The organism is Prosthecobacter sp., from assembly GCF_029946185.1.
Taxonomy (GTDB): Bacteria; Verrucomicrobiota; Verrucomicrobiia; order Verrucomicrobiales; family Verrucomicrobiaceae; genus Prosthecobacter.
This window is the reverse complement of record NZ_JAQSEA010000281.1, coordinates 1-12610: the sequence shown is the minus strand read 5'-3', so window position 1 is coordinate 12610 and position 12610 is coordinate 1. Positions and strand designations below refer to the sequence as shown.

8 protein-coding genes and 1 tRNA gene are annotated in these 12610 nt (G+C 59.8%); 6 read left to right on the top strand and 3 right to left on the bottom strand.

All coding sequences use genetic code 11. The annotated features are described in order from the left end of the window. Nucleotides 1-397: 397 nt before the first annotated feature. On the bottom strand, nucleotides 398-1195 hold the full coding sequence (locus tag PSV43_RS23190; RefSeq protein WP_300203383.1) for a transglutaminase family protein: 798 nt from the start codon (nucleotides 1193-1195) through the stop codon (nucleotides 398-400). 119 nt (nucleotides 1196-1314) lie between these two features. Here PSV43_RS23190 and PSV43_RS23185 point away from each other — a divergent pair, with 119 nt between their 5' ends. The 5 genes from PSV43_RS23185 to PSV43_RS23165 all read left to right on the top strand — a co-directional run bounded on the left by PSV43_RS23185 (nucleotide 1315) and on the right by PSV43_RS23165 (nucleotide 7623). Further along, nucleotides 1315-1464, top strand: a complete 150-nt coding sequence (locus PSV43_RS23185) for a lmo0937 family membrane protein (RefSeq protein WP_300203381.1) — start codon at nucleotides 1315-1317, stop codon at nucleotides 1462-1464. 15 nt (nucleotides 1465-1479) lie between these two features. After that, nucleotides 1480-1701, top strand: a complete 222-nt coding sequence (locus PSV43_RS23180; RefSeq protein ID WP_300203379.1) for a hypothetical protein — start codon at nucleotides 1480-1482, stop codon at nucleotides 1699-1701. Nucleotides 1702-1819: 118 nt separating this feature from the next. Next, on the top strand, nucleotides 1820-4099 hold the full coding sequence (locus tag PSV43_RS23175; RefSeq protein ID WP_345784689.1) for a glycosyltransferase family 4 protein: 2280 nt from the start codon (nucleotides 1820-1822) through the stop codon (nucleotides 4097-4099). After that, on the top strand, nucleotides 4096-5565 hold the full coding sequence (locus tag PSV43_RS23170; RefSeq protein WP_300203375.1) for a glycoside hydrolase family 130 protein: 1470 nt from the start codon (nucleotides 4096-4098) through the stop codon (nucleotides 5563-5565). Before PSV43_RS23175 ends, PSV43_RS23170 begins: the two co-directional genes overlap by 4 nt. A gap of 294 nt (nucleotides 5566-5859) precedes the next feature. Continuing rightward, nucleotides 5860-7623: a serine/threonine-protein kinase gene (locus PSV43_RS23165; protein WP_300203373.1), complete on the top strand. Its 1764-nt coding sequence runs from the start codon at nucleotides 5860-5862 to the stop codon at nucleotides 7621-7623. A gap of 89 nt (nucleotides 7624-7712) precedes the next feature. Here the strand turns inward: PSV43_RS23165 and PSV43_RS23160 are convergent. Beyond that, a tRNA-Ile gene (locus PSV43_RS23160) sits at nucleotides 7713-7785 on the bottom strand. Between the two features lie 65 nt (nucleotides 7786-7850). Continuing rightward, entirely contained in the window at nucleotides 7851-11372 is a 3522-nt protein-coding gene (locus PSV43_RS23155) for a DEAD/DEAH box helicase (protein WP_300203371.1), read from the bottom strand. Nucleotides 11373-11512: 140 nt separating this feature from the next. On the opposite strand from PSV43_RS23155, the gene PSV43_RS23150 reads away from it, so the two are divergent. Then, nucleotides 11513-12610, top strand: a 1098-nt coding sequence (locus PSV43_RS23150; protein ID WP_300203369.1) for an SNF2 helicase-associated domain-containing protein, incomplete at its 3' end; no start/stop codon positions are given.

Here is a 12610-nt window from a genome sequence, read left to right as displayed (position 1 = left end):
CGCCGGGTTCCAGCAGCTTGTCCTTCGTAGCTTTAGCGAAGAATGGGCGTCTGCATCGCGCCCCGCAGCACGCCTCTGCCTCAGGCTTCCATGGCTGCCATCATACGATTGACCGCTGCCTCCGAAAACCACCGCAAACTCTCTTAACAGACTGCCATTCATTCAGACTCATGTTCATCTGCTCTGGGTATAAGATCTATTTTCTCTGCTCCCTCTGCCTCTCCGCCCCTTTGCGGCAAAACCGAAAGTTTCCACGGCTTTCAAAGCTCATGAACCAGAGTGCCTCCACCCGCGCCATTCCGGAAATCAGTTTCGGAAAATGCTATGTAATCTGACACCCGCGACTCGCTTGCACTCAGGACTTGCACCACCAACCTAAACTCGCGGCAACGCTTTTTTATGCCTGCAATTGTGGACGATGTTCAGCGACCGTTACCTGCATGTTCAGCATCGTAAAATTGCCAAACATCGTGGCCAGCGCCACGTCCGCGGCATCACGGCCGTAGGCCACGACGATGCGGTTGCCACGAGTCATGGTTTCCGTGGCGTCAAAGGTGAACCAGCGGCCGCCGATGTAGGCCTCAAACCACGCATGCAGATCCATTGGATAAAGCTGATGAAGGAAACCAACCACCATGCGCGCCGGCACATTGATGGCCCGGCATAGCGCGATCCCTAAATGCGCGAAGTCGCGGCAGACACCCCGGCGCGTATTCAGCGTTTCCAGCGCGGTGGTAAAGCTGTTGCTGGAACCCGGTTCATTGCAGACATTTTGATGCACCCATGTGCGAATCGCCGACACACACTGATAATTCGACGGCAGATTTCCGATGATGGACGTGGCCAGCGCGGACAGTTCGTCAGACTGGCAGTAGCGGCTGGGCAGCAAGTAGTGCAGAATCTCTGGCGGCAGATTTTGCACCAGCATGAGCGGCGCATAAATATCTTCATCCACCCTGTCCTCAACCTGGACCCGATACTGCACGGAGACATGAAAATTCCCCGGTGGCATGACCGTCCGCTGGCAAAGATTGCCATACACATCGGTAAACTCCACCACCGGCACCTGCGGGAGGATTTGAAACTCCTCGCGCATGATCCACTGCGCCCAGCCGCTGCGCGGACGCAGCATGAAAATGGCGGCGACCTCTTCCATGAGCTGGTAGTCAAGCTTGCATGCGGCGTCAAGAATCATGCAGCCCCTTCGTTTGTGCTGGCAGATGAGCAACCGGAATCGGTGCCAAAGTAGGATTATACCCCATCGCGCCCGCGCAGTATGCCCTTTAACTTGCCTGCAAGAAAAGCACCTATTTCATGCTTCACACCCTCGCCATCATCCTCATCGTCCTCTGGCTCCTCGGTCTCGTGACCAGCTACACCATCGGCGGCTTCATTCACATCCTGCTCGTGATCGCCATCATCATGATCCTCCTGCGCCTCATTCAGGGCCGCCGCGTCCTTTAACGGCACAGTTGTTTCATGAATGCACCGGCCATCTTGGGCATTCTCCTCATCCTTCTCGGCCTTGCTCTCTTCGCCTGTCACAGCTTCATCGACACCACCGCAGAGAAACCCATCCACCTCGGCCCCATTCATGTGAGGGCAGAAAAGCAGCACTCCATTTCTCTGCCTCCCATCATCGGAGCCGTCGCCCTCATGAGGGGTGTCGTTATGCAGATACAGGACCGCCATAGAAGCTAAGCGCCTTGGACATTACCCCCCACTAAACAATGCACAGCCTCATTTTTATAAAGCCGGGTTGCTTAACGATGGCCAAGGCTGTCTGCTACGGAATGATGCAGTCATTGAGAGGTTTATCCTGAGCACTTCCATTTCGCCGCAACGCATCGCCTTCCTCGGCGACTACCTGCCTCGCCTCTGCGGCATCGCAACCTTCACGCATGATCTGAGTGAAGCCGTCGCGGCCGCATCACCCAGCACGGATTGCTTTGTCGGTGCCGTCAATGACCGCGTTGAAGGTTACGACTACCCGCAGCGAGTGCGCTTTGAACTGCTGGAGAAGGACCTCGACTCCTACCGGCGTGCGGCGGACTTTCTGAACTTCAGCAACGCGGACGTACTCTGCGTGCAGCATGAGTTCGGCATCTACGGTGGCAAGGCCGGCAGCCATCTTCTAGCGTTGCTCAAAGAAGTGCGCATGCCCGTCGTCACGACATTGCACACCGTCCTCCGCGACCCCAACGCCGCTCAGCGCAAGGTGATGGATGAACTCGTTCGGCGCAGCGACCGTGTGGTCGTAATGGCGCACAAAGGGGCTGAAATTTTACGCGAAACGTACAATGTCTCCGAGTCCAAGGTGGACGTCATCGCGCATGGCATCCCGGACATGCCCTTTGTGGACTCAAGCTGCTACAAGGAGCAGTTCGGCGTGGAGGGTCGCAAGGTGCTCCTCACATTTGGCCTGCTGGGTCCGGGCAAAGGCATCGAGCATGTGATCGAGGCCCTGCCGGAGATCGTGCGGCAGCATCCGAACGTGGTGTACCTCGTGCTCGGTGCCACACATCCTCATCTCATCGCACATGAGGGCGAGCGCTACCGCCTCAGCCTCGAACGGCTCGCCGAAGACCGTGGCGTCAAGGAGCACGTCATCTTCTACAACCGCTTCGTCTCCCTGGATGACCTCAAGGAGTTCATCGGCGCGACAGACATTTATCTCACGCCCTATCTGAATGAAGCGCAGGTGACCTCCGGCACTCTGGCCTATGTGTTCGGCGCCGGGAAAGCCGTCGTCTCCACACCCTACTGGCATGCCCAGGAACTGCTCGCAGATGAGCGCGGCGTCCTCGTGCCGTTCCGCAATCCTGCCGCCATATCAGCAGGCGTCTGCGGTCTGCTGGATGATCCGGCACGCATGGAAAAAATCCAGCAGGATGCCCATGTCATGGGCCGCGAAATGATCTGGCCTGCGGTGGCGCAGCGCTACCTCGAGTCCTTCCAGCATGCGCGCGCAGACCGCAAAGCGACACCCCGCACCGCCTTCGCCGGCTGGACCCTTGGAAATCGCCCCTACGAGCTGCCGCCACTGCGCCTCGACCACGTCATTCGCATGAGCGATGGCACCGGCATCTTCCAGCACGCGATTTTCAATGTGCCCAATTTCCATGAAGGCTACTGCACGGACGACAACGCACGCGCCTTCATCCTCTGCAGCATGCTTGATGAACTCGGCAACCAGCCTCCCGCCGAAAATCTCGGCAGGCTCGCCACCAGTTACCTCGCCTTCCTCGCAGCAGCACTGGACTACGAGAGCGGCCGCTTTCGCAATTTCATGAGCCATGGCCGTCAGTGGCTCGAAGCCGCCGGCAGCGAAGACAGCCACGCACGCGCTCTTTGGGCTGCGGGCAATGGCGCGGGACGCTCACGCAATGAAGGCCACAGCCGCCTCTCCGCTCAGTTGTTTGAGCGCGGCCTCGGCGCGGTATCATCCTTCACCTCACCACGCGCTTGGAGTTTCACCCTGCTGGGCATTCACGAATACCTCCGCCGCTTCCCTAGCAACGCGGCGATCAACGCCATGCGCGTGACGCTCACCGACCGCCTCGTGGCACTCTGGAACGCCTGTGCCACAGAGCAGTGGCCCTGGTTTGAAGACAGCGTGACGTATGAAAATGCACGCTTCAGCCAGGCTCTCATCCTCAGCGGGCAGTGGCTGCCCGACCCCGTCGCACTGGAGATCGGCCTCAAGTCGTTGCGCTGGCTTGTGTCCATCCAGACGACGCAGTCCGGCTGCTTCCGCCCCATCGGCAGCAACGGCTTCTACCAGCGCGAAGGCGCACGTGCAGACTTTGACCAGCAGCCGCTCGAAGCCCAGGCCATGGTAGCCGCCTGCAACGAAGCCTCCCGCGCCACTCAGGACGCCATGTGGTCCCGTGAAGCCAAGCGCGCCTTCGAATGGTTCCTCGGCCGCAACGACCTCGGCCTGCCTCTCTACGATTCCACCACCGGCGGCTGCGGCGATGGACTCCACCACGACCGCGTCAACGAAAACCAAGGAGCGGAGTCCACCCTCGCTTTCCACCTCGCACTCGCAGAGATGAACTGCGCTGAACATTTGATCACAACGCCCCACTCCTCATGAGCAGTTCCGTCGCTATTCGCCGTCACGACATCAGCCTCCAGCCTGAAAGTGGCCGCGTCATCATTCGCCCCTTCTTTCCGGGGAAACCGCAGATCTGCGCCAATATTCTGGCCCGCGCCCTCGCAATCAGTGAACCCGAAGCCGACCTGCAGTTGCAGGCCATCCTCGCGGAATTCGACTCACGGCATTTCGACATCGAATCTCTCCTGCTCGCGCATTATGAAAAAGTGCGCCATCAAATCGCCGCGCAGCCCACCCTGTCACGCGTCCGCCAGCTTCTCATCGGCGCCTTGTTCTCCGGCGAGTATGCCCTGGAATCCGCCGCACTTTTTAATCCCTCCATGGTGCCGCATCCTGACCAGAGCGGCGTGATGGAGGGCGGCCTGCGTTTCATCATGAGCCTGCGTGCAACCGGTGAAGGCCACATCTCCTCCATCGAGTTCCGCACCGGCATCATCACACCCGACGGAGCCATCAGCGTGGAGCCGGTCTCACGCTTCGTCGCGCTGCCAGAGGTGGTGCCCAACCCCACCTATAAGAAGTCACGCTTCATCATCAAACTGCAGGAAATGGGATTCACAGGCGGCCCTGCGACCGCCGTGATGGACCCGCTCGAAGAGTCCTTCACCCTCCACGAACTCGATGAAAGCATGGAACGCGTGCGTCGCGAATCCAAGCCCGCCACCCGTGATCTTCGACTCGCCTTGGAGTGCTTCCGCTGGCTTGCAGATTCGAACTACGAGCTCAATTTCCCCTCCAAGCTCGCCCTCAGCGAACGCATCATCTTTCCCGTCTCCGCCAACGAGACCAACGGCATCGAGGACGCCCGCTTTGTACGCTTCATCGAAGACGACGGCTCGGTGATGTACTACGCCACCTACACCGCCTACAATGGCCGCGCCATCCTCCCGCAGCTCATCGAGACCCAGGACTTCCTGCACTTCCGCGTGCTCACGCTCAACGGCACCGCCGTGCAAAATAAAGGCATGGCGCTGTTTCCCCGCCGCATCGGCGGCCGCTACGCCATGCTTTCGCGCCAGGATGACGAAAACCTCTTCATCATGTTCTCCGACAGCCCTCACTACTGGAGCAATCCCCAGATCATCCTGCGGCCCGCACAGATGTGGGAATCCGTGAAAATCGGCAACTGCGGCTCCCCCATCGAGACGCCAGCAGGCTGGATCGTCATCACTCACGGCGTCGGCCCCATGCGCAAGTACTGCATCGGCGCGGTGCTGCTCGACTTGCTGGATCCGACACAAGTAATCGGCCGTTTGTCCGAGCCGCTCCTCTCCCCCGAAGGCAACGAGCGCGAAGGCTACGTGCCCAACGTCGTCTACAGCTGCGGCTCCATGCTCCATGGCCGCGAATTGATCCTCCCCTACGCCATGAGCGACAAAGCCTCCGCGATCGCCACCATGCATCTGGATGAACTGCTGGCCGCTCTTCTAGCAAGCAGGAGTTAAAACACCCAAGCATTCAATGCCCACAGTCTCCTGAACAGGTGATTCCCGAGACTGTTCGACGCGTTTCCCCAGCAGGTGAAGATTGCGCAGCGGACCTTGAAGACCAAGGCGACGCCCAAGCTCAACAAGGGCAAGGAGGGAACAAAGTGGCCCTTTTGCTGTGGAACAAGTAACGTTCCACTTCGCCCCAGCCCCTTAACAATTTAGGACTACGGTGTTCCTGCTCCATCAAAAGTTAAATGACACCCCAGTCCATCGGCATAAATTAGATCCTCGCTCAATCCCCTTTCTTCAATGGACACACCTCCCTCCAGCAGTCAGGCACCAGGCGCGGCAGATGATTTTGATCAAACGATCAGGGTCCGCACTCCAGCCGCAGGCTCTGTCTATTTCAATCGCTACCGCCTCACCCGCGTTCTCGGACGTGGCGGCATGGGCGTGGTGTGGCTGGCGGACGATCTGAAACTTGAGCGGTCCGTCGCGCTGAAGTTTCTCCCCAGCCTGATTGGTCTTGATCCCACAGCGATCAAGGAACTCAAAACCGAGACCCGTCGGGGGCTCGAACTTTCCCATCCCAACATCGTTCGAATCTACGACTTCGTGGACGATGACGATGAAGCAGCCATCTCCATGGAGTTTGTGGATGGCAAGACGCTCTCCGAGCTGCGTGCCACCACCGCCCATGGCGTTTTCACCATCGAGCAGGTCGCCAAATGGCTTCCGGGCGTCTGCGAGGCGCTCGACTATGCGCACTTCCAGCGCAAGGTCGTCCACCGCGATCTCAAGCCCTCGAACATCATGGCCATGGGCCTGGATGACACCGCAAAAATCGCCGACTTCGGCATCGCCCGCAGCATCTCGGACACCATGCAGCGCCTTTCGATTTCCCAGCTCGGAGTCAGCGGCACTCTCCCCTACATGAGCCCGCAGCAGGCCATGGGAGAGCGCCCCACCCCCACCGACGACGTGTACTCACTGGGCGCCACGATCTACGAACTTCTCTCCGGCAAGCCGCCCTTTTATCGCGGAGACATCCCCTCCCAGCTCACTTCCAAAATTCCCGCCTCCATGCTCGAACGGCGTGAGGAGCTGGAAATCAAGGCCAGCGACCACATTCCCAAGGAATGGGAGGCCGTGATTGCCGCCTGCCTCAACAAAGATCCGAACCTGCGCCCACCGAGTGCAGGCAAGCTTCTCGAACTGCTCGGGTTAAGATCCACGACCAGCGCCATCACCCAGCCCTTCATTCCACCGCCCGCTCATCACAAGAGCCGCATCCCGGTTTATGCCGCTGCTGCCATTGCAGTGCTGGCAGCAGGAGCAGCCTTCTATTTTAAATCGACCACACCGGACGCAGCTCCCGCGGTGACTTCAGTGCCAGAAGTTGCGCCCACAGCCCCGGCAGCTCCTGTTCCTGCTCCTTCAGTTCCAACCCCGGTCATTGCTGCTGTCTTGCCCGCTGCGCTCCCCGCATCGGCTATCGCCCCAGCAGCAGCGCCTGTGGCACTACCATCGGCCGATCCTGCAACGGCTGCTGCTCCGCCTCTGCCAGCGCCCCCCGCTGTTCCCGGGCAACCTGTCGCGCAAGCCATGCCTGCTGCTGCGCCAGCGGTGGCCACCACGCAGCCTCCTGCAACGCTAATCCAGCCTCCTGTCTCCGAACCCCCAGAAGGATACTGGTCCATCGAACGCATCTTCCCCACCCCGCCGCAGACCGCCTACTCTGAGCCTGGCCGCCGTCACCTGCTGTATGAAGCACAGCGCATCCTGAAAGAGAAGTCCCTCTACAGCTCCACTCAGGATGGCAAGGAAGGCAAAGGCACCCACAACGCCATCATTCTCTACCAGGCAAAAAACGGACTCCTTCCCAATGGCCTCCTCGATGGTCCTACCCTGGTTTCACTGGCTCTAATGGACACACCCGATGAGCCGACATGGAAATCGCCGTCATCATCAGTTGGCTCTTCGTCCTCCCGCAGGAGATCCACACCCAAGGAGGAGCCTAATATGTTTCAGCGTGCCGGCAAATCCATCGGACGCTTCTTCAATCGGGACTGAGCCACTAAGAGGCGGCACTGCATCATGTTGCAGCAGCGGCTCAAAGGTCAAGAAGTCACGCGCGGATGGATGCCGTCAGACTACCGTAGTGCTCCCGGTGGGATTCGAACCCGCAACCAAGGGATTATGAGTCCCCTGCTCTAACCGTTGAGCTACAGGAGCGTGCGTACGGAGTCGTGCGATTATGCATCGCACAGAACTCGCGGCAACTGATGATCTTGCGGCTTCTAGACGGCGCGCTCCGCTTCGATGTCGAAGAGGAAGTCGAAATCTTCTTTCTCCAGCAGGTTGGTGAAGCCGCCTTCGCCCAGCACGTTGTTCACCATGAGGTTCTTCTTGTGCTGCAGGGTCATGATCTTTTCCTCGATCGTGCTCTTCGTCAGCATGCGGTAGGCCATAACCGGCTGCGTCTGGCCAATGCGGTGCGCACGGTCAATCGCCTGGTTCTCCACCGCGGGATTCCACCACGGATCGTAAAGAATGACATAAGAAGCCGCAGTGAGGTTAAGACCACTGCCGCCGGCTTTGAGAGACAACAGGAATACGCTGGCGTTTTCATCTTCCTGGAAGGCTTTGACGATCCCCGCGCGGTCGGTGCTGGCTCCGGTCAGCCAGTGATAGGGCAGCTTCATCTCTTCCAGCTTGGTGCGGATGATCTTCAGCATCGAGACGAACTGGCTGAACAGCAGCACCTTGTGGCCTTCATCATGCAGTCCCTGGATCACTTCCAGCGTGGAGGTGAGCTTGGCACTCTCTTCATTCTCCGCAGTTTTGTCCACGAGGCCGGGATGGCAGCAGATCTGTCGCAGGCGAGTAAGCGCCTGCAGAATGGCAAAGCGGCGGCGGTTTACCATGTCAAAGCCGGAGCTGTTCAGCACCATGTGCTGCGCGCGGGCCAGCTCCTCTTTGTAGAGTTCGGCCTGACGTCCGCTCATCTCGCTAAGCAGGTTTTCTTCACTGCGTGAAGGCAGGTCACGCGCCACCTGCGACTTCGTGCGGCGCAGCAGGAACGGACGCAGACGCGCGGCAAGACGCTCCGAGGCACGCGGGTCTTTGCGACGGTCAAAGTGGCGGTGGAAGTAGGCACGCTCACCCAAGGCTCCGGGCGTTGCAAAGGTCATCAGGCTCCAAAGATCGAGCAGCCTGTTTTCCAACGGTGTACCCGTCAGCACCAGGCGGTTGTCGGCACGAATCTGACGCGCAGCCTTGGCGGCCTTCGAGTCAGGGTTCTTGATGTGCTGGCCTTCGTCGAGGATCGCTGCGAGCCAGCGAACGGCGGCGAGTTCGCCATCAAAGCCACGCATCTGCGCGTAGTTCATCACGACGACGTCGATCTGTGTCATCACCAAGTTGAGATCAAACAGATCGCGGTCATGCAGCACGAGCACCCGCAGATCCGGCGAGCCCTTCTTGAACTCCAGCGCCCACACGTCGAGCACCGATTTCGGGCAGACCACCAGCACGGGCAGGTGTGGGCCGTCGGCCTTCTTGCGCGAGCGCAGCCACAGCACCCAGGTGATGGCCTGCAAGGTTTTACCCAAGCCCATGTCATCCGCCAGGATGCCGCCGAAACGGTTTGATGTGAGGTAGGTCAGGAAATGGAAACCCTCCACCTGATAGGGACGCAGGGTGACGTTCAGTCCCTCGGGTACTGACGGGCGCATATCGAGCTTCGCCTCCTCCATGCGTTCCACGATCTTGCTCCAAGCTTTCGGATTGACGATCTCCGCCGCATTTTCCTGCGCGAGCTGCCGCCAGTGCAGCCGATGGGTCTCGTCGCTGTGTTCATTGAGGTCGATGCCGAGACGGTCAAGCATCTCCTGCTGCTCTTCGCTGAGCTCCAGCTTCACACGGCGCCAGGAGCCGTCTGCCAGACGCACGAACTCGCCCTTGGCCGCTATCAGCCGACGGATGTCGGCAGGCTTGAGATCCACGCCTTCGATGTCAAAGACCAGTTTCAGGTCCAGCCAGTCAATGTTGCCCGCCTGAGTGGCTTCGATGCGCACGCGGGCGATGAGCGGGTCTGCAAGAATGGTCTGCAGGCTTTCATCTGTCTTCAGATTGACGTTCTCGGGGAGCTTCGCAGCCCAGGCATGAAACACATCGGGGAAATCCTTCGCCATGCGCACGCGCCACGCGTCATTTTCCATGTCCCAGGTGCGGCGCAGCTCATTCATCAGCTCTTCGGCGTCGCGCAGGGCGCGGCGGTCGCGGCAGACGATGGTGTCGTCATTTTCAATCGTTTTTTTTTCATCCACCGGCTGCCAGCCGGAAAAGCGCAGCATCTCACGCACGCGCCCTTCACCATCAACAGCTTCGGCCTTGAGTGTGACGAATTCAGCACCGCTCGAGTGAGAGTTCTTGACCAGGCACGCGGCGGTGATGTTCACATGCAGATCTTCGTGGCGCACACGGCTCTTGATCGCGTCAGGCACCGGAATGTCGATCTCACGCATGAAGGAAATGCCTTCTGCGGTGGCCAGCGCCTCCAGCGGCATGGTGACGTTGGTGTCGATACGTGACTCATCATGCAGCCAGACCGGGCCGCTGAACAAAGTGTCCGAGCTCAGGTACAGGGTCTGTACTCCGCGCAGAATGCGCAGCGGCAGAGGTGCAGGCGTACCGTCCGACGTTTCAAGCTGCAAAGTCAGGTTCAGACCGTTGTCGCTCAAACGTGCAACCCAGCTCAACGGTTCGGCCACACGCTGAAACGACACTTCATCCAGGGTGATCATCCGCTCCTGTAGCGCCTGCTGCTGGAACAGCGTGGCGAGCCATTGCGCATGATGTTTGGACTCAAGACGGAAAGAGTCGCTCCAGTTATCATCGCACTGTGCCAGACAGGACACAAACAGCAGCTCCGAGCCGCCTGAAGTCACGATGCGTCCATCGCGGTGCTCGCGGCGCAGATTGTCGAGCAGCGCAGCATCAACCGTGGCATAAGGAGAGGGCGTTTCACCTTCCATCCGCATTTGCAGGCGCGCATCATTCACAGTGATGAGCAGGCGGAAGTCGCACACACGTGGTGGCTGGCGGTGGGCCTGTCGGTCATCCTGACGTGAATCAATGAATTCGCGGATGCGCTTCTGCCAGGTCGGCACCGTGCTCGCATGCCGCCATTCGCGCAGGGCTTCGCGAGTGCCATCGATGTCGGACATGCCACGCAGGAAAGCCGGCACGGCGAGTCCCTTGTCAGACAGCGCGAGTGCGACGTAGTTCCAGAACTCACGCAGGGTTTTGGGGGATTCAGGCCACAGCGCCACCGGATCAAGGCTCTGGATCGCCCACTTCGGATGCAGACGCACCATGTCCTGGTCAAAGATCTTGCCGGTGAGGCGCACACGCTCGTAGCGCTTCTCCATCTTGCTCAGATAATTCTCCTCATCAGGCGTCAGCGGGCGCTCGAGCTTGGCGGTGAGCAGATGCTCGAAGTCCTCCTCCTCCACCGGAACCATCGGCAGCGTGCCTCGCGCCTCGCGGCGCTGCAATGCCACCAGAGTGGTGCACAGGGCCAGATCTTCCAGTTGCTGATCGTCATCGACGTCTGTCTCACCATGCCAGCCATGCTCGCCGCGCAACCACCGCACCTGGGCGGGCCGGTCATCCAGCCGCACCTCCGCCATCATTTCATCTTCCAGCAGTTCGAGTCCCCTCACCGCATCATCATCCGCGAGGCGCTCTGCCTCCTGACGGGTACGAGCATCAAACGGGCGGAGCAGAATGGGGAGGTCGGTAATGAGGCTGGACATGCGCAGAATTAAGGCCCACGCCGGTCAGCGACGGGGAACCGGAGCGATAGCATGGACAGAGGCCTTTGGGAAACGACGATTGCTGAATTTCCTCGTTCCCCTGCCTTGTCTGCCTGCCTTTTTTCGTCCAAACACAGCCCATGCTCACTCCCACCCTCACTCCAGAAGGTTTTCTCACCCATTTGGGAGGTGCGGAATCTGCGGCGGACAAGAAAATCGCCGCCGCAGACTCACCAAGCGCCATTTTTCGCGTCTTGAGCACCGAATTGCTCACCGCCGAACTCGACCCACCCTGGAAATGGCTGCGCGAGTTTGCTCAGCAGTTCTTCACCCGCCTCTGCCAGACCAAGGATGCCCTGAATATTCCCGTCCCCTCCCTGACCGCCTTCATCGCCGCCGCCCCACCCTTCGCAGGAGCGGAGTACCTCACACAGGAAGTGCTCGAACGCTGGTGGCTGAATCTGGCGCAACACATCGCGCAACTCGCCACCCATGGCGTGGAGTCCTGGCTTCGGGAAGAGTGCCCCGCCTGGCATGTCGTTGGGCGCGTCACCTTCCACCTCGCGGAAAACAAAACCGACACCCAGCGCCCCTTTGCCTTTCTAGCCACCTTCACCGAAAAACTCAGCGCCTCCGGCCAGCCCCAGCACCTGCCGCTGGCACGTGCACTGCAGCTCTACTCCGGCCAGCAGGATCAAACCGCCCTGAACGCCCTGCTGGCCCCCGTACGCACCGCCGCAGAAAAATCCAAACTCCTGCGCGAGTGGCTGGAGACGAAGCGCCTGTTTCAACCCATGGCCATGTCTCCTCAAGAAGCCTTTCGCGTCCTGCGTGAAACGGCAGTCTTCCAAGAAAGCGGCATCGTCATGAAACTCCCCGACTGGTGGCGCAGCGGCAAAGGCCCCCGCCCCGCAGTCTCGGTGACCATCGATGCCCCAAAACAAACCTCCCTCCATGCCGGCGCGCTGCTCAACTTCAAAATCGCCGCCAGCCTCGAAGGCGAGCCCCTGACCGCCGCAGAATGGGAAAAACTCCTCAGCGCCGACACCGGCCTCGTTTCGCTGCGCGGCCGCTGGATCGAAGTCGATGGAGCCCAACTCCAGCAGGTCATGTCCCACTGGCAAAGAGTTCAACATGCCACCGGCGAAGGCGGCATCGGTTTTCTCGACGGCATGCGCTTGCTCGCGGGCTTTGATCCACGACTGGCAGCGGTGGAAGAAGAAAGTACGGAGAGGGTG